General features: G+C 75.1%; 18 protein-coding genes. 7 read left to right on the top strand and 11 right to left on the bottom strand.

The window, feature by feature from the left end; all coding sequences use genetic code 11:
• Nucleotides 1-182: 182 nt before the first annotated feature.
• From ACIBPC_RS18185 to ACIBPC_RS18170, 4 genes are all read right to left on the bottom strand, one after another.
• The gene (locus ACIBPC_RS18185) at nucleotides 183-959 is read right to left on the bottom strand and encodes an ABC transporter ATP-binding protein (RefSeq protein ID WP_362958269.1); all 777 of its coding nucleotides are present in this window, start codon (nucleotides 957-959) and stop codon (nucleotides 183-185) included.
• On the bottom strand, nucleotides 947-1,732 hold the full coding sequence (cbiQ, locus tag ACIBPC_RS18180) for a cobalt ECF transporter T component CbiQ (RefSeq protein WP_362958266.1): 786 nt from the start codon (nucleotides 1,730-1,732) through the stop codon (nucleotides 947-949). Before cbiQ ends, ACIBPC_RS18185 begins: the two co-directional genes overlap by 13 nt.
• The gene (locus ACIBPC_RS18175; RefSeq protein ID WP_398845758.1) at nucleotides 1,729-2,829 is read right to left on the bottom strand and encodes an energy-coupling factor ABC transporter permease; all 1,101 of its coding nucleotides are present in this window, start codon (nucleotides 2,827-2,829) and stop codon (nucleotides 1,729-1,731) included. The genes cbiQ and ACIBPC_RS18175 overlap by 4 nt, the downstream gene beginning before the upstream one ends.
• 304 nt (nucleotides 2,830-3,133) lie before the next feature.
• Entirely contained in the window at nucleotides 3,134-5,395 is a 2,262-nt protein-coding gene (locus ACIBPC_RS18170; RefSeq protein WP_362958260.1) for an MMPL family transporter, read from the bottom strand.
• Nucleotides 5,396-5,713: 318 nt separating this feature from the next.
• Here ACIBPC_RS18170 and ACIBPC_RS18165 point away from each other — a divergent pair, with 318 nt between their 5' ends.
• The 5 genes from ACIBPC_RS18165 to ACIBPC_RS18145 all read left to right on the top strand — a co-directional run bounded on the left by ACIBPC_RS18165 (nucleotide 5,714) and on the right by ACIBPC_RS18145 (nucleotide 11,536).
• Entirely contained in the window at nucleotides 5,714-9,091 is a 3,378-nt protein-coding gene (locus ACIBPC_RS18165) for a S41 family peptidase (protein ID WP_398846558.1), read from the top strand.
• Nucleotides 9,092-9,181: 90 nt separating this feature from the next.
• The gene (locus tag ACIBPC_RS18160) at nucleotides 9,182-9,403 is read left to right on the top strand and encodes a hypothetical protein (protein WP_362958258.1); all 222 of its coding nucleotides are present in this window, start codon (nucleotides 9,182-9,184) and stop codon (nucleotides 9,401-9,403) included.
• A 106-nt stretch (nucleotides 9,404-9,509) separates the two neighbouring features.
• Nucleotides 9,510-9,971 carry a hypothetical protein gene (locus ACIBPC_RS18155; protein ID WP_362958255.1) on the top strand — a complete coding sequence of 154 codons (462 nt, stop codon included), beginning with the start codon at nucleotides 9,510-9,512 and terminating at the stop codon, nucleotides 9,969-9,971.
• Between the two features lies 1 nt (nucleotide 9,972).
• Nucleotides 9,973-10,920 carry a hypothetical protein gene (locus ACIBPC_RS18150; protein ID WP_398845754.1) on the top strand — a complete coding sequence of 316 codons (948 nt, stop codon included), beginning with the start codon at nucleotides 9,973-9,975 and terminating at the stop codon, nucleotides 10,918-10,920.
• A gap of 67 nt (nucleotides 10,921-10,987) precedes the next feature.
• On the top strand, nucleotides 10,988-11,536 hold the full coding sequence (locus ACIBPC_RS18145; protein WP_362958249.1) for a pyridoxamine 5'-phosphate oxidase family protein: 549 nt from the start codon (nucleotides 10,988-10,990) through the stop codon (nucleotides 11,534-11,536).
• Between the two features lie 10 nt (nucleotides 11,537-11,546).
• Here ACIBPC_RS18145 and ACIBPC_RS18140 read toward each other — a convergent pair whose 3' ends face one another.
• The 5 genes from ACIBPC_RS18140 to ACIBPC_RS18120 form a co-directional block, all read right to left on the bottom strand.
• Complete coding sequence (locus ACIBPC_RS18140; protein ID WP_398845751.1) at nucleotides 11,547-12,341, bottom strand: alpha/beta fold hydrolase; 795 nt, start codon at nucleotides 12,339-12,341, stop codon at nucleotides 11,547-11,549.
• A 45-nt stretch (nucleotides 12,342-12,386) separates the two neighbouring features.
• Nucleotides 12,387-13,601, bottom strand: a complete 1,215-nt coding sequence (locus ACIBPC_RS18135; protein ID WP_398845749.1) for an MFS transporter — start codon at nucleotides 13,599-13,601, stop codon at nucleotides 12,387-12,389.
• Between the two features lie 493 nt (nucleotides 13,602-14,094).
• A complete protein-coding gene (locus ACIBPC_RS18130; protein WP_398845746.1) occupies nucleotides 14,095-14,979 on the bottom strand; it encodes a short-chain dehydrogenase/reductase in 885 nt (294 codons plus the stop codon).
• Nucleotides 14,976-15,881 carry an alpha/beta fold hydrolase gene (locus ACIBPC_RS18125; RefSeq protein ID WP_398845743.1) on the bottom strand — a complete coding sequence of 302 codons (906 nt, stop codon included), beginning with the start codon at nucleotides 15,879-15,881 and terminating at the stop codon, nucleotides 14,976-14,978. The genes ACIBPC_RS18130 and ACIBPC_RS18125 overlap by 4 nt, the downstream gene beginning before the upstream one ends.
• A complete protein-coding gene (locus ACIBPC_RS18120; protein WP_362958652.1) occupies nucleotides 15,874-17,355 on the bottom strand; it encodes an NAD(P)/FAD-dependent oxidoreductase in 1,482 nt (493 codons plus the stop codon). Before ACIBPC_RS18120 ends, ACIBPC_RS18125 begins: the two co-directional genes overlap by 8 nt.
• A 145-nt stretch (nucleotides 17,356-17,500) precedes the next feature.
• Between ACIBPC_RS18120 and ACIBPC_RS18115 the strand changes: the two genes are divergently transcribed.
• A complete protein-coding gene (locus tag ACIBPC_RS18115) occupies nucleotides 17,501-18,232 on the top strand; it encodes a MerR family transcriptional regulator (RefSeq protein WP_398845740.1) in 732 nt (243 codons plus the stop codon).
• A gap of 309 nt (nucleotides 18,233-18,541) precedes the next feature.
• Here the strand turns inward: ACIBPC_RS18115 and ACIBPC_RS18110 are convergent, their stop codons facing one another.
• The gene (locus tag ACIBPC_RS18110; protein WP_362958233.1) at nucleotides 18,542-19,150 is read right to left on the bottom strand and encodes a TetR/AcrR family transcriptional regulator; all 609 of its coding nucleotides are present in this window, start codon (nucleotides 19,148-19,150) and stop codon (nucleotides 18,542-18,544) included.
• A 104-nt stretch (nucleotides 19,151-19,254) separates the two neighbouring features.
• Here ACIBPC_RS18110 and ACIBPC_RS18105 point away from each other — a divergent pair, with 104 nt between their 5' ends.
• Nucleotides 19,255-20,289 (top strand): ABC transporter permease, encoded by a 1,035-nt coding sequence (locus ACIBPC_RS18105; protein ID WP_398845737.1) that lies wholly within the window; start codon nucleotides 19,255-19,257, stop codon nucleotides 20,287-20,289.
• On the opposite strand, the gene ACIBPC_RS18100 is transcribed toward ACIBPC_RS18105, so the two are convergent.
• Entirely contained in the window at nucleotides 20,238-20,729 is a 492-nt protein-coding gene (locus ACIBPC_RS18100; RefSeq protein ID WP_398845734.1) for a GNAT family N-acetyltransferase, read from the bottom strand. The genes ACIBPC_RS18105 and ACIBPC_RS18100 overlap by 52 nt on opposite strands.
• Nucleotides 20,730-20,755: the final 26 nt, after the last annotated feature.

The following is a 20,755-nucleotide window of genomic DNA, read 5'->3' as shown; positions in this document are numbered from 1 at the left end:
CTGCCGCGGCTCCGCAAGACCGTGGCGGCCGTGCAGGGCGTCATGGGCACCAACCCCCGTGAGGGGCGCGGTCATTCGTGGGCCGATGTCGAGGCCGAGGTGTGCGACGTGATCGTCTCCGCGATGGTCTCGCCCGCCGCGTCCTGGACGACGGAGACGGCGAACCGGCCGGGGCGCCGGGTTCAGCGGCGCGCGGCGCGCGGGTCGAAGCCGAACGGCAGCTCCAGCCGGTGCGCGCGCAGCAGGTCGTCGTCGGCCAGCAGGTCGGCGGTCGGTCCGTCCGCGGCGATCACGCCCTCGCTGAGCACCACCGAGCGCGGGCACAGCTCCAGCGCGTACGGCAGGTCGTGCGTCACCATCAGGACGGTCAGGTCGAGCGAGCGCAGGATGTCGGCCAGTTCGCGGCGCGCGGCCGGGTCGAGGTTGGCCGACGGCTCGTCCAGCACCAGGATCTCCGGGTCCATCGCCAGCACGGTCGCGACGGCGACGCGGCGGCGCTGCCCGAACGACAGGTGGTGCGGCGGCCGGTCCGCGTACTCCGCCATGCCCACGCGTTCCAGCGCCCGCGCCACGCAGCTCTCCAGCTCCGCGCCGCGCAGCCCCGCGTTGGCCGGGCCGAACGCGACGTCCTCCCGGACCGTGGGCATGAACAGCTGGTCGTCCGGGTCCTGGAAGACGATGCCGACGCGCCGCCTGATCTCGGCCAGGGTGTCCTTGCGCACCGGCAGCCCGGCGACGCGCACGCTGCCCGCGCCCGCCGTGAGGATGCCGTTGAGGTGCAGGACGAGGGTGGTCTTGCCCGCGCCGTTCGGCCCGAGGAGCGCGACGCGTTCGCCGCGCCCCACGGTCAGGTCCACGCCGAACAGGGCCTGGTGGCCGTCCGGATAGGCGTAGGCCAGCCCTGAGACGTCGAGGGACGGCGCGGGGGCGTGCTCGGTGCTGCTGCTCACAGGGTCCATCCCAGCACACACACCACGAGGGCCGACGCGGGGAGTGCCGCCGCCCGCGCCCACTGCGCGCGGCCCGCGGCGAGCCGGTCCACGACGGGCATGCTGCCCGCGTACCCCCGGCTGAGCATGGCGAGATGGACGCGCTCGCCCCGCTCGTAGCACCGGATGAACAGCGCCCCGGCCGTCTTGGCGAGCACGCCCCAGTGGCGCGGTCCGCGCGCGGTGAAGCCCCGCGACTCGCGGGCGACGCGCATGCGCGCCAGCTCGTCCGAGATCACGTCGGCGTAGCGCAGCATGAACGACGCGATCTGCACCAGCAGCGGGGGCAGCCGCAGCCGTTGCAGCCCGAGGAGGACCTGCCGCAGCTCGGTCGTCGCCGCGAGCAGGACGGAGGCGGCGACGCCCAGGGTGCCCTTGGCCAGGACGTTCCACGCGCCCCACAGGCCCGACTCGCTCAGCGACAGGCCGAGCCACTCGACGCGCGGCCCGGCGGCGACGAACGGCAGCAGCACCGCGAAGGCGACGAACGGCACCTCGATCAGCAGGCGCCGCAGCACGAAGCCGGCGGGCAGCCGCGCCACCGCCGCGACGCCCGCGAGGAACGCGGCGTAGACCCCGAAGGCCCACACCGCCTCCCGCGGCGTCGCGACGACGGTGAGGACGAACGCGAGGACCGCGACCAGCTTGCAGTGCGCGGGCAGCCGGTGCACGGCCGAGGTGCCGGGCCGGTACAGCCGCGCCGCGCCGCCGCCCCGCCCGGCGGAACCGTGGGTACCGCTCACGGGGCGACGGTCTCCCGGCGCCCGGCCGCCGCGCCGTCGTTCCCCGCGCCGCCGCTGCCCTCCGCGCCGTGCCCGGTGCGGCGGCGGACGGCGACGAAGACCCCGGAGCCGACCGCGAGCGTCACGGCGACACCGGCCGCGCCCGCCAGGCCGGTGGACAGCCGCTCGTTGTCCACGTCCCGCACGCCGTAGTCGGCCAGCGGCGAGTCGGCCATGTCGTGCGCGCGCGCCTCCTCGGCGATGCCCTCGTCGGTCGCGACGCGCTCCAGGCCGTCCGGCTCGGCGGACGCGTAGAAGCTGACGAACGCGGCGCACACCACGGCCACGCCGAGACCGCCGAGCCACAGCGGGCGCAGGGAACGGGCCGGTGCGGCGGCCGGCCCGGGCGCGGGCGCCGGGGCGTCGGCACCCGCGCCGCCGCGTATGACCAGGGCGGGGCGCGCGACGGAACGGGCGGCGCGCACCAGGTCGGGCCGTACGGCGAGGACGGCGCCGACGGTCGCCGTCGTGATGACGGCCTCGCCGATGCCGATGAGGACGTGCACCCCGACCATGGCGGCGAAGACGCGGCCGAGGGACACGTCCGCCGTCCCGCCGATGGCGTAGAGCCCGGTGAACGCGATCGCGGCGACGGGCACGGATATCAGCGCGGCGGCGAAGGTGGCGACGGCGACGGGGCCGCGCGCCCCGTTCCGGCGCGGCAGGACGCGCAGCAGGGAGTGGAAGACCAGGTGGGCGACCACGGCGGTGACGACGCCCATCACCGTGATGTTGGTGCCGAGCGCGGTCAGCCCGCCGTCCGCGAACAGGAGGCCCTGCATCAGGAGGACGACCGCCAGGCAGAGCACGGCCGTGCACGGGCCCACCAGGACGGTCGCCAGCGCGCCGCCCAGGAGATGGCCGCTCGTACCGGCGGCGACGGGGAAGTTGAGCATCTGGACGGCGAAGATGAAGGCGGCGACCAGACCGGCCAGGGGCGCGGTGCGTTCGTCGAGTTCGCGCCGGGCGCCGCGCAGGGCGACGGCGACCGCGCCGGCGGCGACGACTCCGGTCGCCACCGACACGGGGGCGTTCAGGAACCCGTCGGGGACATGCATGCCGGTCTCACTCTCTCGGGTACGTCAAGCGGGTGCTTCGAGCGGGTACTGCGGGGGCGGGTACATCAGGGACGTTTCGAGCGACGTTCGATCATAGGACGCTCTTGCGAAGGGTTCGCAAGAGCGCGTCGGTTACATCTGGTCGAACGTACGCGGCCACGCACGCCCGTCCGCGCGCCCCTCGCGCCCCCCTCCGCCCCCGGAAACGCCGCGGAGCCCGGCCCCGCGCCGCCGCTCTCGCGGTGGTCACGGGACCGGGCTCCGTCACACGACACCCGGTGCGGCCCTTCGGCCGGGGGTCGGTTCAGCCCACGGACGCGGTGGCGTTCTCCCGCTCCGGCTCCAGGCTGTCGCGGCCCTTGCCGTTGGCCTTCAGATAACGCTCCAGGGACTCACCCTCCACGTCGACGTTGGGCAGCGCGCGGTCCAGCCACTTCGGCAGCCACCAGGCGCGTTCGCCCACCAGCCCCATCAGCGCCGGGACGATCGTCATGCGGACGACGAACGCGTCCAGCAGGACGGCCGACGCCATGCCGAGGCCCATCATCTTGATCATGGACTCGCCCGAGACGGCCGCGAAGGCGCCGAAGACGCTGATCATGATGATCGCCGCGGCGGTGACCACCCGCGCGTTCAGCCGGAAGCCGGTCACGATGGCGTCGTGCGCCTCCTCGCCGTGGACGTGCGCCTCGCGGATACGGGTCACGAGGAACACCTCGTAGTCCATCGCCAGGCCGAAGATCACACCCACCATGAAGATCGGCATCATGCTCATGATCGGACTGGTCTCCTCGACCCCGATCAGGCTCGCCGCCCAGCCCCACTGGAAGACGGCGACGATGATGCCGAGCGCCGCCAGCACGGACAGCAGGAAGCCGAGCGCCGCCTTCAGCGGCACCAGCAGCGACCGGAAGACGAGCACCAGCAGGACGAACGCCAGGCCGACGACCAGGGTCAGGTACGGCACCAGCGCGTCGTTCATCACCTGCGAGAAGTCGCTCTGCGCGGCGGTCTGCCCCGACACCAGCAGCTCGGCGCCCGTCTCCGCGGCGAAGTCGTCCGCGAAGTCGCCCCGCAGGTCGGCCACCAGGTCGGTGGTCTCCGGGCTCGACGGGCCCGACTCGGGGAAGACCGTCACGGTCGCGACGGTCCCGGCCTCGTTCAGCACCGCCGGCGTGGTGGTCACCACGTCGTCGTAGCCCTCCAGGTCGGCGGCGAGCGTCTCGCCCGCGGCCGTGAGGTCCACGCCGTCACCGCCCTGGAGCACCATCAGCAGCGGCCCGTTGAACCCGGCGCCGAAGCCCTCGCTGAGGGTGTCGTACGCCTTGCGCTGCGTGGTGTCGGGAGCCGCCACCTCGTCGCCGGGCAGGCCAAGCTCCATGTCGGCGACCGGCACGGCCAGCACGCCGAGGCCGAGGATGGAGCCCACGAGCACCAGACCCGGGCGGCGCAGGACGGCGCGCGACCAGCGCACGCCCATGGGCTCCTTGCCGTTGCGCTGGAGGCTGGCGGGGACGTGCGTCTCCGGGTTCTGCTTGCGGTGGCGGCGGCCGAAGATCCGCTTGCCGATCATGCCGAGCGCGGCGGGCACCAGCGTCAGGGCGATCAGCACGGCCAGCGCGACGGCGGCACCCGCGGTGATGCCCATCTTCGTGAGCAGCGGCACGTTGACGATCGCCAGGCCGCACAGCGCGATGATGACGGTCAGACCGGCGAAGACCACGGCCGAACCGGCCGTGCCCACGGCGCGTCCCGCCGCCTCCTCGCGGCTGTGCCCCTCGACCAGCTCCGCGCGGTAGCGGGAGACGATGAACAGGGCGTAGTCGATGCCGACCGCGAGGCCGATCATCGTGGCGAGGATGCCGGTGGTGGCGGACAGGCCGAGGGTGGCGGACAGCGCCGCGATGCCCATCGTGCCGACGCCGACGCCGATCAGCGCGGTGAGCAGCGACAGACCGGCGGCGACCAGCGAGCCGAAGGTGATGACGAGCACGACCGCGGCGACCAGGATGCCGACGGCCTCGCCGCCGCCCATCTCCGTCGGGCCCATCGCGACCAGGCCGGACGCCTCGACCTCAAGGCCCTGGTCACGGCCGTCGTCCATGATCCCGACGAGGGTCTCGTGCTCCGCCTCCAGGTCCTCGTCCATGTGGAAGGCGTCGGTGTAGCTGACCGTGGCGAACGTGGTGGTCCCGTCGGGGCTGACGGTGCCGCCCCCCTCGGCGAACGGGTCGGTCACGTTGGCGACGAGGTCGTTGTCCGCGGCCTCGCGCAGGACGTCCTCGACGGCGGTGCGGTGCGCGCCCTCGGATATGGAGCCGCCGTCGGGCGCGCGGAAGACGATGCGCGTCTCGACGGCCTCGGCGTTGGCCTGCGGGAACTCCTCCGCCAGCACGTCGAACGCCTGCTGCGCCTCGGTGCCCGGCAGGGTGAACTCGTCTTCTGGCGGGTCTCCCGCGGTGGCGGCGCCGGTGCCTATGCCGACGAGTATCGCCAGCCAGGCGAGACCCACCCACCAGCGGCGCCGGAAGGCCAGTCGGCCGAGTTTGTACAGGAACGTGGCCACGGGGCAGGTTCTCCTGTCCGGATGTCGTGTCGTGTCGTGTCTTGGGCGATAGAGCGTGAAACCGGGAAGTTCACAGCTCATGGGGCGAGACGCCCGGCCGGTGCCCGGAAGGTGAGCCTCCGACCCGGATTGTGACTTGAATCACAAAGCGTTGGGCGGAAGGACTTGCCGGTGCAATCGGGGAACCGAAGCATGGGACATGTGAGTCACACATCCGAGCCATCCGAGCCAGACCTCACGGACATCCCCGCCACCGGCGACGGGACGGGCGGGTCCGACCCCGACGGGTATCTCCGCTTCCCCCACCTGGGCGGCGACATGCTCTGCTTCGTCGCCGAGGACGATCTCTGGCTGGCACCGTTGCCGAGCCGGGGCCGCGGCGCAGCGGAACGCGCCTGGCGGCTGACTGTCGATCGTACCCGGCTCGGTGCGCCGCGCTTCTCCCCAGACGGCCGCTCCATCGCGTTCACCAGCTGGCGCACGCTCGACCCCGAGATCCACCTCGCCTCGGCGGACGGCGGGCAGGTGCGGCAGCTCACGCACTGGGCGTCGTACGACACCCGCGTCTGCGGCTGGACGCCGCCGGACACGCCGGGCGGCAGCCGGGTCCTGGCTGTCGGGTCGCACGGGCAGCCGTTCGCGTACGTCACCTGGGCGTACACCGTGCCGGTCACGGGCGGCCCCGGCGACCAGCTGCCGTGGGGGCCGGTCGCGGGCATCGCGGTCTCCGGCGCGCACACGCTGCTGCTGACGGGCAAGGCGCCGCAGGAACCGGCCGAGTGGAAGCGCTACCGGGGCGGCGCGACGGGCCGGCTCTGGTACGACGGCGCCCGCCTCCTGGACGGGATCGGCGGCCACCTCGACAGCCCGATGATCGTCGGCGACCGGATCGCGTTCCTCTCCGACCACGAGGGGATCGGCAACCTCTACTCCTGCCGCCCCGACGGCGCCCAGCTGTGGCGGCACACCGACCACGACACGTTCTACGCACGGCACGCCTCCACGGACGGGCGGCGCGTCGTCTACCAGTGCGCGGGCGAGCTGTGGGCCGTGGACGAGCTGGTCCCCGGCTCGGTCCCGCGGCGGCTGCCCGTGCGCCTCGGCGGCCCGCGCACCGGCCGCCGCCCGTACCAGGTGCACACCGCCGCGCACGTGGACGGGCTCGCCGTGGACACGACGGGCCGCGCCAGCGCGGTGACGGTGCGCGGCGGCCTGTACTGGCTGACCCACCGCGACGGGCCCGCGCGCGCCATGGCGGTCACCGGCGGCGTACGGGTGCGGCTGCCCGAGATGCTCGGCGACACCGGGCGGGTGGCGTACCTCACGGACGCCGAGGGCGAGGACGCGATCGAGGTGGCCCACCTGCCGCGCGCCAGCGGCGGGCGCGACCCCGTGCGGGTGGCGGTGGGCGAGCTGGGGCGGGTGCGGGAGCTGGTGTCCTCGCCGGACGGCTCGGTGATGGCCGTGGCGACGCACGACGGGCGGCTGCTGGTCGTGCGGGTGCCCCAGCAGGAGGAAGAGGAGCAGCAAGAGGAGCAAGAAGAGCAGGAGGAGGAACAGGAGGAAGCGGCGGAGGAGGAGCAGGAGCAGGAGGAAGAGGGAGAGGGAGAGGAGGAGGCAGCGGAGGAGGCAGCGGAGGAGTCCGGCGTGGACGCCGGGGAGGTCGCCGAGGGGGTCGTGGAGATCATCCGCTCCGTCAACGGCCCGGTCCGCGACCTCGCCTTCTCGCCCGACTCCTCCTGGCTCGCCTGGGCCCAGCCCGGCGTCGGCCGCACGCTGACGCAGATCAAGATCGTCAAGCTGGCCCGGGGCGACCGGACCGTCCTCGACGTGACGGACGGCAGGTTCGAGGACGAGGAGCCCGTCTTCACGAGCGACGGCCGCTACCTCGCGTTCCTCTCCTGGCGCGGCTTCGACCCGGTCTACGACGTGCACACCGGCGACCTCTCCTTCCCCCTCGGCTGCCGCCCCTACCTGGTGCCGCTCGCCTCCGCGACCCGCTCCCCGTTCGCCATCACCCCCGAGGGCCGCCCGGCGGCGGGCGGCCTCGACCCGGACGAGGCGGGCGGCGAGGACGGCACCGTGCACGTGGAGGCCGAGGGGCTCGGCAGCCGCGTGACGCCGTTCCCGGTCGCCGCGTCCAAGTACTCCTCGCTGCGCCCGGTCGCCGGGGGCGGTCTGGTGTGGCTGCGCTGGCCGATCTCGGGCGCGCTCGGCGAGACGTTCGTCAACCCCGACCACACCTCGGGCAGGCCGACGCTCGAACACTTCGACCTCGCCAAGGCGAAGCGCACCGAACTGACCGACGACGTCGACTGGTTCGCCGTCAGCGGCGACGGGTCGCGGCTGGTCGTCAGCGAGGACAACGACCTGCGCGCCGTCCCCGCCACCGAGTCGGGCGACGGCGACTCGACGGTCCACGTGGACCTGCGCCGCATCGTGCACGTCGCCGACCCGGCGGCCGAGTGGCGCCAGTCGTTCGACGAGGCGGGGCGGATCGTCCGCGACCACTTCTGGGACCCCGGCATGTCGGGCGTGGACTGGTCGGCCGTCCTGGACCAGTACCGGCCGCTGGTGGAACGCGTCGCGAGCCCCGACGAGTTCGCCGACCTGCTGTACGAGGCGATGGGCGAGCTGGGCACGTCCCACGCGTACGTCACCCCGTCCCGCCGCGACGAGGGCCCGCCGCACTACCAGCGCGCGCAGGGCCTCCTGGGCGCCGACCTGTGCCGCACCAAGGACGGCGCCTGGCAGCTCCAGCGCGTCCTGCCGGGCGACTCGTCCGACTCCCGGGCGCGCTCCCCGCTGGCCGGTACGGGCGTGCGCGAGGGCGCGGTGCTGACGCATGTCGGCGGGCGGCCCGTCGATCCGGTGACGGGCCCGTGGCCGCTGCTGGCCGGCACGGGCGGGACGAGCGTGGAGCTGACGTTCGCCGAGGAGGGCAACCCGCGGGCGCGCCGCCGCATCGCGGTCGTGCCGCTGATCGACGACAGGTCGCTGCGCTACCAGGACTGGGTGGTGCGGCGCCGGGAGATCGTGCGCGAGCTGAGCGGCGGCGCGTGCGGCTATGTGCACATCCCGGACATGGGCGGCTCGGGCTGGGCGCAGTTCAACCGCGATCTGCGCCTGGAGTTCTCGCGGCCCGCGCTGATCGTGGACGTGCGCGGCAACGCGGGCGGCAACATCAGCGAGCTGGTCGTGGAGAAGCTGACCCGCACCATCCTCGGCTGGGACCTGACGCGCAACGAGCAGCCCGTCTCGTACGCGTCGAACGCGCCGCGCGGCCCGGTCGTCGCGGTGGCGGACGAGGCGACCTCGTCGGACGGCGACATGATCACGGCGGCCTTCCGGCTGCTGGGCATCGGCCCGGTCGTCGGCACGCGCACCTGGGGCGGCGTCGTCGGGATCACGGGCGACCACCGGCTCGGCGACGACACGGACATCACGGTGCCGATGAACGCGGCCTGGTTCGGGGAGTACGGCTGGGGCGTCGAGAACCACGGCGTCGCGCCCGACATCGAGGCGCTGCGCACCCCGCTCGACTGGGCCGAGGGCCGCCCGATGGTCCTCAAGGCCGCCGTGCGCGTGGCGCTCGAACTGCTGGAGCGCGAGCCCGCCGCCGAGCCGCCCGGCTACGAGGGCGTCCCCGACCGCAGCCGCCCCCCGCTGCCGCCGCGCACGGCCGAGGAGGCATAGGGTCGCACTTTTGTCCGAGAAAGTGCGGTACGTCCCCCAGCGTGCGACGCTGGTGACCCGGACCGACCCACCCGTGGAGGAGTGCGGCACATGGGCATCTCAGACCAGTTCAAGGACAAGGCCAAGGAACTCCAGAACCGGGCCAAGGAGGCCATGGACGAGCGCAACGACGACCGCTCCCGGGGCGGCGACCAGGGGGACGGGAACAAGCGCGACGACATGGTGAAGCGCGGCAAGGAGCAGGGCCGCAAGGCCGCCGACCGCGCCAAGCAGAAGCGCGACGAGCGCCGCGACGACGGCTCCGGCCACTGAGCCGGGACCACCGTGGGGCGCGTCCGGCAGCGGACGCGCCCCACAGTCGTACCGGGCGCCGCCCGCGCGCTGCCCCTCGGTGACGGAAGGGGGTACGGTCGGCACTGTGAGCGATACCAGCGACATCTCCGCCCCGCCGCCGGGCGAGGCCGCCGAGGTCAGGGCCGGGGTCGCGGAGGTCTGCGCCGACCTGGCCGGCATCCGCGACGTGCTGGCCGGGACGCCGGACGAGTCCGCGCTCGACGCCCTGCTGGCCGCCGTCAGGGACGGCACGCACGACGACCGCGCCGCCGCGCTCGACGCCCTGGACGAGGCGCTCCAGCGCGCGGGCGACGCCGCCGGGCTGTACGAGGACACCGCCGCCCGCCACTGGGGCGTGGACCGCGCGCCCGACCAGTCCGGGACCGATCCCGGGTACGGCGGACTGCCCGTCACCCCGCGCCCCGCCGCCGCCGTCTTCCTCTGCCCCACCGGCAGCTGCTCGCGCCGCTGGCTGCCGACCGCCGCCCAGGCCGCGCCGCCCTCCTGCGCCCTCCTCGGCGAGCCCCTGCGCTGGGAACGGCTCTGAGATGGGCGGTCTGCTGACCGAACTGGGCAAGCACCTGGCCGAACGCTGGCTCTCCCTGCTGGTCCTGCCAGGCGCCCTGTTCCTCGCCGCGCTGGCCGCGGCCGGGACGCTCGGTCACGCCGACCCGTTCGCCGTCGGGCAGCTCGCCGACCGGCTCGACACCTGGGCCGCGTCCCCGCGCTTCGACGGCACCGGCGGCCCGGCGCTCGTCCTCGTCGCCGTCCTGCTCGGCGCGGCCGGGGCGGGCCTCGCCGCGCAGGCGCTCGGCTCGCTCGCCGAGCGCTGGTGGCTCACGCCGGGCGCGGCGCCGCGCCGCCTGACCGCCCGGCGGCAGCGGCGCTGGGCCGCGCGCTCGGCGGCGTACGACGCGCGCGTCGCGGAGCTGGCCGACGCCCGCGCGACCGGCACCGCCCCGCCGCCGGGACCCGACCTGACGGCGGCCCGCGCCCGGGTGGACGCGATATCCCGCGAACGCCCCGAGCGCCCCACCTGGATGGCCGACCGCCTCAACGCGCCGGTGGTCCGCCTCGACCGCGAGTACGCGCTCGACCTCGCCAGCGTCTGGCCCCACCTGTGGCTGATCCTGCCCGACACGTCCCGCGTCGAGGTGACCGCCGCCCGCGAGTCCTTCCGCCGGGCCGCCACCCTCGCCGGCTGGGGCGTGCTCTACCTGGCCGTCGCCGCCCTGTGGTGGCCGGGCCTGCCGGTCGCCGCCGCGATCACGGCGACCGGCTGGCGGCGCGGCCGGGCGGCGGTGGACGCGTACGCGGCGCTGCTGGAGGCGACCGCGCGCCTCTACGCGCCCGAACTGGCCGCCCAGCACGGCCTCACGCCCGAGCCCGAACGGCTCACCGCTCGCACCGGCTGGCAGCTGTCCTGCCTGGCGCAGGGGCAGGGGCACCTCATCGCGCTGACCGACTCCGCCCCCAGGCCGCGCGCCGACCGATGACTTCCGGGCCGCCCCGCGGTCGTACGTACCGGATGAACCGTACGGACAGGGAAGGAACCGCTGGCACATGACACAGGAACAGCCGAGGGACCCCAGGACACGGGAACCGGTCACCGAACTCGACGCCCGCTACAGCTCGCCGGGCGCCGCCCCGACGTCCTGGCCGGAGGGACGCGCGCTGCTGGCGGCGGCGGAGGTCTACTGGCTCTCCACCGTCCGCCCCGAGGGCCGCCCGCACGTCACGCCGGTCCTGGCCGTCTGGCTGGACGAGGCGCTGCACTTCGTCACCGGGCCGCACGAGCGCAAGGCCCGCAACCTCACCGCCAACGCCCACTGCGTCCTCACCACGGGCGGCAACGAGCTGCGGTCCGGCCTCGACCTCGTCGTGGAGGGGACGGCCCGCCTGCTCCAGGACGACGCGGTCCTGCGCCGCGTCGCGGAGGCCGTCGAGGCGAAGTACTCCTCCGAATGGCATTTCGACGTGGCGGACGGCGCGCTGCACGGCGCGGGCAGCGGACGCGCCGTCGTCTACCGCGTGGCCCCGGAGACGGCGTTCGGTTTCCGGAAGGGCGACTACGCCCAGACGCGCTGGCGCTTCGGCCCCGCGCCCGCCTGACACCGGGCCGTCAGATCCCGTTGTCCTGGAGAAAGTCCGTGACGAGGGCGGCCCACCTCTCCGGCTGCTCGGCGAAGGGGAGGTGCCCGGTGGCCAGTTCGGCGTAGCGGGCGCCGGGGACGCCGTCGGCGAGCTGCCGGTGGTGGTGGGGCGTGACGAGCTGGTCGAGCGTGGTCGAGACGACGAGGGCCGGCACGGCGAGCGCGGCGAGGTCGGTGCGGACGTCGGCCTCGGCGAGGAGGAGGTCGATGTGGTCCGCCGTGCCGGGCGGGATGCCCGCCGCGGTGGCCGTGAGGGCGGCGTCGAGGCCGTCCTGTGCCGCGCCGTCCAGGACAGGGGCGCTGACGCCTATGAGGGACAGGAAGGCGGCCAGGCGCTCCGTCTCGCCGTCGCGGAGCAGGTCGCGCCACAGCCGGGCCGCGAGGAGGAGCCGCGGGCTGGGGTGGGCGAATCCGGCGGTGAGGACCAGCCCGGTGACGCGCCCGGGATGCCGGGTCGCGGCCCGGACGGCGACCGCGCTGCCCAGCGAGTACCCGGCGATGGCGAACGTGTCCACGCCCTCCTCGACGGCGGTGGCGACCAGTGCGTCGGCCAGGGTGTCGAGGCCGAGGGGCGCCGTGGCGCGTGGGGTGCGGCCCGTGCCGGGGTAGTCGGGGCCGACGACGGTGTGCCCGGCGGCCAGCGTGTCCATGAGGGGGCCGAAGTTGGCGTCGATGCCGCCGCCCGCGCCGTGGGCGAGCAGCAGGCCGGGTCCTGCGCCGCGCACGACGCGGCCGAGGCGGGAGGGGGACGGTGCGGTGGTCATGGTCTTCTCTCTTCTCTGCGGGGTCACTGCGGGGTCACTGCGGGGTCACTGCGGTACGGCCCGGTGCCGGCGGGCGGTCGCGGCCGCGAGGAGGACGGCGCCGCAGGCGAGCAGCGCGCCGATCCAGGGCAGGTCGGCGAGGCCGCGCCCCGCGTCCAGGGACCGCGCGCCGAGCTGGGAGCCGCCCGCGACGCCGAGGTTGAACGCCGAGGCGCTGATCGCCGTGACGAGGGTGGGCGCGGCGGGGGCGGCGGCCAGGGCACGGTCCTGGAGCAGGGGGATGAGGGTGGCGGCGGTCACGCCGAGGGCGAGCACGGTGACGGCGGCCGCCCAGCGGACCTGGCTCGTCGCCGTGAACGCCGCCAGTACGCCCGCCAGCGCGGTCAGCGCGGCGCACAGCCCCGTCCACGGGGCGCGTTCGGCCAGCCGTCCGCCGAGCACGTTGCCCGCGACCGCGCCGACGCCGAAGAGGGCGAGCAGCGTGGTGACGGCGGACGGCCCGAAGCCGCTGACCTGCCGCAGCAGCGGGGCGATGTAGGTGTACGCGGTGAACAGACCGGCCTGCGCGGCCACGATGACCGCCAGCACCAGCGCCACCCGGGGCCGCAGCACGCCCCGCACCTCGCCCCCGGGACCGGCGTCCTCCCGGGGCGCGGACGGCCGGACGAGCACGGCCACGGCGCACAGGACCCCGGCGGCGAGCGCGGCGATGGCCCAGAAGGTGGCGCGCCAGCCGTGGTGGTCGCCGATCCACGTCCCCAGCGGCGCGCCGAGGACCGTGGCCAGGTTCCATCCGGCGGTGACGACGGCGATGGCGCGTCCGCGCCGTTCGGCGGGCACCGTCGCCACGGCGAGGACCAGCGCCGCCGCGAAGGCCGTGCTGTGGGTGAGCGCGGTCAGCATCCGGGCCGCGACGAGGGCCGGGAAGCTGCCCGCCAGCGCTGCCGCGACGTTGCCCGCCAGGAACACGCCGAGCAGCGCGAGCAGCGCCCGGCGCCGCGCGAGACGCAGCGTCAGCACCGTCACGAGCGGCCCGGCGACCGTGACGACGAGGGCGTACCAGGTCACCAGGGAACCGGTCGCCGCCGGCGGCCGGTCCCAGGCGGCCGACAGCTGCGGCAGCAGCCCGACCACGACCCACTCGGCGGTGCCCACGGCGAACACGGTCGCGGTGAGCACCACCAGCGCCGCCGCACTGCGCGCGGCGGACGGGACGGGGGGATCGGCCGGGGCCGTGACGGACGCTGTGCCGGTGGTCATGACCGGCACGCTAAAGTCTCACACCGATGTGAGAGTCAACCCGGCCAAACCCGGCCCACGGCTCCCGACCCGCCGACCCGCCGACCCGCGACGGCAGTGGCCTTCGCTGCCCGGGGAGTTGGGGCGTGCGCCGCGCATACGGCCGTGCCAGGTCACCGCTCCGGGCGGGCTCGTTGCGTCGCCTGCGTCTGGCCAGGCCGCTGGGCCCGCCGATCTGCGACCCTGCTCGGGAAGGTGCGGCGCGCGTTCCACACGGGGCCACGGCTCCCGAGGTGCTCGTTCCGGCCAGGTCGGCGAGCCGGGGTGCCAGCCGCCGGATCTTCCGAAGCCCTGACGGCCCGCCTGTCAGCGATGGCAGCGGTCCCCGCAGTGGTCGGGGCCCGCTCCGCCGCCCGCGCCAGCCAGGCCGCCGTGCCGGTTGCCGCGTCTCCTGCTGTCCGGGCGGTTTGCCGATCTGGGGCAGTGAGGCGCGCTTTGCGTCCGGCCGTGCCGGTTACCGCTCCCGGTGGGCCCGTTCGGCCGCCGTGCCGCCCGCGCCGACCAGGCCGCGTTTTGCCAGGGTGCCGAGCCGGGGTGCCAGGCGTCGGATCTCCCGCTGGCCCAGCGGGCCGCCGATCAGTGACGGCAGCAGCCCCCGCAGCGGCTGCACACCCCGCAGCCACCGCTGCCCGTAGACATGCGGCGCGCGCCGCGCGATGCCGTCGGCGACGCGTTCCACCGCGGGCCCCAGCGGGTACGTGCGCCCGGCGGGCCAGGGCAGCCGTCCCCGCATCTCCCGCAGCACCGGGTCCTCGTCGGCCCCGCGCACCATGTCCGTGTCCGTCCAGCTCAGGTACGCGACCCCCACGTCCACCCCGTCGGGCGCGACCTCGGCACGCAGGCAGTGGGCGAACGCCTCCACGCCCGCCTTCGACGCGCAGTACGCCGTCATCAGCGGCGCCGGGGCGAGCGCGGCCAGCGACGCGACCTGCAGGTAGTAGCCCCGGCTCGCGCGCAGGGCGGGCAGGAACGCGCGGCAGGTCGCGGCGGAGCCGACGAGGTTCACCTCGACCACGCGCCGCCACGTCGCGGCGTCCGCGTCGGCGAACGGCCCCCCGGCCGCCACCCCGGCGTTCGCCACCACGGCGTCCACCGTCCCGAAACGTTCCCGCACCTCGCCCGCCACGGCCTCCATCGCGTCCGCGTCCGTCACGTCCGCCTCCCACCAGCCGCCCTTCAGCGGCAGGCTCCCGGCGACGGCGGCCAGTTCCTCCGGCTCAAGACCCACCAGCGCGACCCGCGCGCCACGCGCCGCGAGCGTACGGGCCAGCGCCGCGCCCACGCCCCGCGCGCCGCCCGTCACCACGACGACCCTGCCGCGCACACCCGCCCGCCTCACAGGTGCTCCTTCACCAGGCCGCGCACCACGTCCGCGACGCGGCCGGGCGCCTCGAACGGCGTCATGTGCCCGATGCCGGGCAGCTCGGCGAACTCCGGGCGGCGCGGCAGCAGCGCCGCGAGCCGGTGCGCGTGCACGGGCGGGGTGAGGCGGTCGGCCGTCCCCTGGAGCAGCGTCACCGGCAGGTCGAGCGCGGCGGCGCGCTCGGTGAGGTCGAGCGCCGAGAGCACGCGCCCCCACTCGGCGCGCGGCCGGGGCGCGCACGCCGACACCATGCGCGTCACCGCCGCCCGCTGCGTACGCGTCGCCCCCGGACCGAGGGTGATGCGGTGGACGAGGCGGCGGCTCAGCGGGGTCGGCGGCCCGTAGCGGAGCCGGTTGGTGAGCAGGAAGCGCTGCCCCGCCAGGCGGACGCCGCCGGGCCGCAGCGGCAGGACCGTGGACTCCCCGGTGAGCCGGTCGATGCCGGTGGAGCACAGCAGCGCGGCGGCGGCCCGTTCCGCCAGCTGCGGGCGGCCCGCCGCCGCGACGACCGTCATAGCGCCCATGGAGTGCCCGGCGACGACGGCGCGCGCGCCGTCCGGGACGGTCGCGTCGAGGACGGCGCACAGGTCGTCGGCGAGCGCGTCCGCGTCGCAGTTGCCGGGCGTGGGGGGCGTGCGGCCGTGGCCGCGCTGGTCGTAGAGGACCACCCGGTGGTCGGGGAGGAGGCGGTGTAGGACGCCGTGCCACAGCGCGGTGTTGCACGTCCAGCCGTGCACGAGGACGACGGTCGGGGCGTCGTCGGGCCCGTGTATCTCGGTGTGCAGGCGGGCGCCGCCCGTGGAGGGCACGATGCGGACGGCCCAGTCGCGGCGCGCGGACTGCTGCGGGAACGGCGGGTGGGCGGACGGCTCAGGCATGGCGCAGCACCTCGTATTCGGAGAGATCGACCTGCTGGGTGGCGATGCGGAACTCGCGGGTGGTGCCCGGCCAGACGGTGGTGTTGCGGCCGTGCGCGTCGAGGTACCAGCTGTCGCAGCCGCCGGTGTTCCACACCGAACGGGCGAGCCGGGCCTGGAGGCGGTCGTTCCACGCGGCGACCGCCTGGGGCCTGGGGGAGAGGGCGGCGCGGGGGCCGAGCCGGTCGAGGGCGCGCAGGTAGTCGGCGAGGTAGGCGAGCTGGGCCTCGATGATGAGGATCATCGAACTGTTGCCGAGGCCGGTGTTGGGGCCGATGACGGTCAGGAAGTTGGGGAAGCCGGCCGCCGTCGTGCCGCGCAGGGCCGCCATGCCGTCGCGCCACGACTCGGCGAGGGTCGTCCCGTCCGCGCCCTTGACGCGCCGGGCGATCGGCAGGTCGGTGACGCGGAAGCCGGTGCCGAACACGATCGTGTCCGCCTCGGTCTCCCGGCCGTCCTCCGCGACGAGCGTGCCGCCGCGTATCTCGCGCAGTCCCGCGTCGATGAGGCGGACGTGCGGCCTGGCCAGGGCCGGGTACCAGTCGTTCGACAGCAGGATGCGCTTGCAGCCGATGCGGTAGCCGGGCGTGAGGCGGCGGCGCAGGTCCTCGTCCTTGACGGCGCGGCGCATGTGGAGGAGGGCGAGCTTCTCCAGACCGCGCATCATGTCCGGGCGGGACGCGAACGCGCCGACCTGCATCTCCCGTATGCCCCACAGCAGTTGGCGGCGCGCCGCGCGGGTCGCGGGCAGCCGGGCGTGCAGGAGCCGTTCGAGGCCGCTGATGGGCCGGTCGGCGCGCGGCAGGACCCAGGGCGGGGTGCGCTGGAAGACGGTGACCTCCGCCGCCTCGCGCTGTATGCGCGGCACGAACTGCACGGCCGACGCACCCGTCCCGACCACCGCGACCCGCCGCCCCCGCAGCGGGTGCCCGTGGTCCCAGCGCGCCGAGTGGAACACCCGGCCGGGGAAGCCGTCCAGGCCCGGCACGTCCGGCAGCCTCGGGTCGGAGAGCGGGCCCGTCGCGGACACGACGACGTCCGCCGTCAGCGTGCCGCCGCCGCTCGTCTCCACGACCCAGCGCAGCTCGTCGCCGTCCCAGCGCGCCGACTCGACCCCGGCGCCCAGCCGCAGGTGCGGGCGCAGGCCGTACGTGTCGGCGACCCACTCCAGGTACGCCCTGATGTGCGGCTGCCCCGAGAAGGCGCGCGGCCAGCGGGGGTTGGGCGCGAAGGAGAACGAGTACAGGTGCGAGGGCACGTCGCACGCGCAGCCCGGGTACGTGTTGTCGCGCCACGTCCCGCCGACCGCGTCCGCCCGTTCGAGGACCACGAAGTCCGTGACGCCCGAGCGCCGCAGCCGCACCGCCGCCCCGAGGCCGCCGAAACCCGCGCCGATCACGGCGACCCGTACGTGCTCCGTCCCGACGACGCCCATGCGGCCGGCCTCCCTGGCGAGCGCTGCGATGCTGCCAGCGTTCACTGGCACAGTGGGAGCGTAGAGGAGGACCCTACCGATCGGTAGGGGGCGAACGCGCCTTTGCCGGACGCCCGTTCACCGCCCGTCCGCCTACACTCGCCGCGTGGCAGGCAGACGGGAGTACCGCGCGGCGGAGCTGGCCGAGGCGGCCGGGATCACCGAGCGGACCCTGCGGTACTACCGCGAACGCCGCCTCCTCCCGCCGCCCCGCCGCGCGGGCCGCGTCGCCTGGTACGACGAACGCCACCTCGCCCGGCTCCGCACCATCGACGGCCTCCTGGCGCGCGGGCACACCCTCGGCGGCATCGCCGAACTGCTCACCGCCTTCACCGAGGGCCGCGACGCCGGGCACACCGCCGAACTCCTCGGCCTGCGCGAGCCGCGCCCCTGGGCGGAGGAACGCCCCGTCCGCCTCACCCCCGAACGCCTCGCCGCGTACTTCGCCGACCCGGCGTCAGCCGACCTCGCGGCGGCCCTGGAGATCGGCTACGTGGCGGTGGACGGCGAGGAGCTGGTGCACGTCAGCCGCGACCTGCTGGAGGCGTCCGCCGCGCTGGCGGGGGAGGGCATCCCGCTGTCGGCGATGCTGGCGGCCGGGCGGCAACTGCGGGCGTACGCCGACGCACTGGCCGACATCTTCACCGGCCTGCTGCGGGAACACGTCCTCCCCGAGATCCTCGCCCCGGGCCACCGGCGCCCCTTGGCGGCGGAGGACGTGCGACGCCTGACGGAGGCACTGGAACGGCTGCGGCCGCTGGCGAAGAAGGCGGTCTACGCGGAGGTGTCCCTGGCCCTGGACCGCCGCCTCGACGAAGACCTCACCCCCGACACATGACCCCGCCCCGGGCCAAGGTAAAGCTAAGCAAAATCCACCCCTCACACCACCAAACCCGCAGTACAAAGACTCTGCTCCCCGCACACGCGGGGATGGTCCCCGTCCAGGACGCCTTCTTCGCGCCGCTCGCCGCTGCTCCCCGCACACGCGGGGATGGTCCCCAGCTCGGGGCCGACGAGCCCCACCCCCTCACCTGCTCCCCGCATACGCGGGGATGGTCCCGCCTCGGGTATCAGGGTCGCCTCATCCACGTACTGCTCCCCGCATACGCGGGGCTTGGCCCGGTGGGGTGGTCGGGGTCTCCGGCGGTCAGGTCTCCTGGGCGCCGGGGATGTCGATCGACATGATGCCGCGCAGGCCCTCCGCCACCACGGACACGTCCTGCTGGCCCAGCAGGGCCGACTGGAGCAGGTAGCCCTGTGCGCATGCCGCAAGGGTCCGCGCTACGTGTTCGGCCGGGATGTCGGGCCGCATCCAGCCGTTGCGCTGGTAGGTCTCCACGATGACCCGCCAGTGCCCGACGAGGCTGTTCAGCCCGGTCCGCAGCACCGTGGCCAGCTCGGGGCTGCGCACGGTCTCCGCCCAGACCTGCACGATCAGCGACGGCGGGAACGTGAGGAGGTCGGCCGCGCGGGTGAGCGCGTTGCCCAGGATGACGTCGGGGAGCGGCGGCCGCTCGGCGAGTGACGCGTCCCGGAACACGGCCGCGACCTCCCGCAGGACATCGTGCGCGAGGTCCACGATCATCGCGTCCTTCCCCGGGAAGTAGCGGTAGACCGCTCCGGCCGACAGGCCGGTCTCCTTGAGGATGTCCTGCATCGACGTGGCGTGGAAGCCGTCCCGCGCGAAGCAGCGGGCGGCGCCCTCCAGGATCTGTCGCCTGCGGGCCTCCATGTGTGCGGGGGATACGCGAGGCATAGGCGGAGCGTAAAACGAACGTTCGTTTCTTGACAAGGGGCGGCCCGGTGCCGCACGGTGGGGCGCGCAGAAAAACGAACGATCCTTCTTTTTGGAGGCACCCCGTGCAGGCAGCACCCCGCCCCTCCGTCCCGCGCAGCCGGCTGGCCGCGGTCGTCCTGGGCCTCCCGGTGTTCGTCGCCTTCGCCATCTGGGCCTTCGCGTGGCCCGCGGCACGCACCGCGCCGAACGACCTGCCCGTGGGCGTCGCCGGGCCCCCGGCCGCCGCCGGGCAGGTCGCGGACGCGCTCCGGGAGGCGGACGGCGCCTTCGACGTCCACGTCTACGACGACGGGGACGAGGCGCGCGCCGCCGTCGAGGACCGCGAGGTCTACGGCGCGTTCGTCCTGTCGGGCGGCCCCGGGGGCGGCGAGGGCCGCATGGACGTGCTGACCGCCACGGCGGGCGGGCCCGTCGTGGCCCAGCTCCTCACCCAGGCCGCCCAGGACCAGGCGCCTCCCGGCACCGACGTGCGGGTGACCGACGTCGTGCCCGCGCCGGAGGGTGACCCGCGCGGCGCCGCGTTCAACACGAGCGTCCTGCCGCTGGCCATCGCGGGCATCGCGGGTGGCGCGCTGGTCGTGACGATCGGCATCCGCGGGCTGACGGGTGTCCTCACGCTCGCCGCCGCAGCCGTGCTGGTCGGCGCCGTGGGCGCCGCGATCGGCCTGAGCTGGCTCGGCGTGCTGGCCGGGAACTGGTTCGCCGTGGCCGGGGTCCTCGCCCTGATGGTCCTCGCGGGCGGCGCCACCGTCGCGGGCATCGCCACGCTGATCGGCCCGGCCGGGATCGGGATCGGCGCGCTCATCGTGATGCTGCTCGGGAACCCCTGGTCGGGCGCCGGGTCAGCCCCCGAGCTGCTGCCCGAGCCCGCCTCCACCCTCGGCCGCCTGCTCCCGACCGGCGCGGGAACGTCCCTGCTGCGCTCGGTGTCCTTCTTCGACGGCGCCGGGGGCGCGTTCTCCCTCGCGGTCCTCGCCGTGTGGACGGTCCTCGGGATCGCGGCGATGCTGCTCGGCGCCCGCCGCGGGGCCCGTGGCCAGGATGGTCAGGGCAGCAGCGACTTGGCGAAGAACACGCTCTCGGGCGAGTCCCGGTAGGTCCCGAAGCCCTGCTCGAAGGGCAGCTCGGTGAAGCCGCTGCTGCGGTAGAGCCCGATGGCCTCCGGCTGCCGCGTGCCGGTCTCCAGGACCAGCCGCGTGCGGCCGGCGGCCCGCGCCTCCTCCTCCAGCCGGGCGAGCACCTTGCGGGCCAGCCCGCGCCCACGGGCCTCCCGCCGGACGAACATGCGCTTCAGCTCGGCGTCGCCCGGCGCGTAGCCCTCCTCGGCCGCCTCGTGCGCGCGCCACGCGCCGGTGCCCACGGGACGGCCCGCGTCGTCGTAGACCAGCAGGTAGAGCCCGTGCGGCGGGACGAACATCCCGGCGTCGAGCGGCGTGACGTCCCCCTCACCGCCGTACCGCTCGGCGTACTCCGCCTGCACGAGATCGTTCAGCATGCGCGCGTCGGGGTCGTCGAACCGGGCGGTCACTATCGTCATACGGCCATCGTACGAAGCCGCCGCCG

This window comes from Streptomyces sp. NPDC049879, assembly GCF_044461265.1.
Classification (GTDB): domain Bacteria; phylum Actinomycetota; class Actinomycetes; order Streptomycetales; family Streptomycetaceae; genus Streptomyces.
The sequence above is the reverse complement of the archived record's forward strand: the minus strand, read 5'-3'. Positions and strand labels throughout refer to the sequence as shown.

Coding starts and splice junctions, on each gene's coding strand:
- ACIBPC_RS18150 (WP_398845754.1), top strand. CDS start 9,973: ATGGGCGGTCTGCTGACCGAACTGGGCAAGCACCTGGCCGAACGCTGG.
- ACIBPC_RS18145 (WP_362958249.1), top strand. CDS start 10,988: ATGACACAGGAACAGCCGAGGGACCCCAGGACACGGGAACCGGTCACC.
- ACIBPC_RS18175 (WP_398845758.1), bottom strand. CDS start 2,829: ATGCATGTCCCCGACGGGTTCCTGAACGCCCCCGTGTCGGTGGCGACC.
- ACIBPC_RS18185 (WP_362958269.1), bottom strand. CDS start 959: ATGGACCCTGTGAGCAGCAGCACCGAGCACGCCCCCGCGCCGTCCCTC.
- ACIBPC_RS18100 (WP_398845734.1), bottom strand. CDS start 20,729: ATGACGATAGTGACCGCCCGGTTCGACGACCCCGACGCGCGCATGCTG.
- ACIBPC_RS18110 (WP_362958233.1), bottom strand. CDS start 19,150: ATGCCTCGCGTATCCCCCGCACACATGGAGGCCCGCAGGCGACAGATC.
- ACIBPC_RS18140 (WP_398845751.1), bottom strand. CDS start 12,341: ATGACCACCGCACCGTCCCCCTCCCGCCTCGGCCGCGTCGTGCGCGGC.
- ACIBPC_RS18135 (WP_398845749.1), bottom strand. CDS start 13,601: ATGACCACCGGCACAGCGTCCGTCACGGCCCCGGCCGATCCCCCCGTC.
- ACIBPC_RS18165 (WP_398846558.1), top strand. CDS start 5,714: ATGCTCTGCTTCGTCGCCGAGGACGATCTCTGGCTGGCACCGTTGCCG.
- ACIBPC_RS18120 (WP_362958652.1), bottom strand. CDS start 17,355: ATGGGCGTCGTCGGGACGGAGCACGTACGGGTCGCCGTGATCGGCGCG.
- ACIBPC_RS18160 (WP_362958258.1), top strand. CDS start 9,182: ATGGGCATCTCAGACCAGTTCAAGGACAAGGCCAAGGAACTCCAGAAC.
- ACIBPC_RS18125 (WP_398845743.1), bottom strand. CDS start 15,881: ATGCCTGAGCCGTCCGCCCACCCGCCGTTCCCGCAGCAGTCCGCGCGC.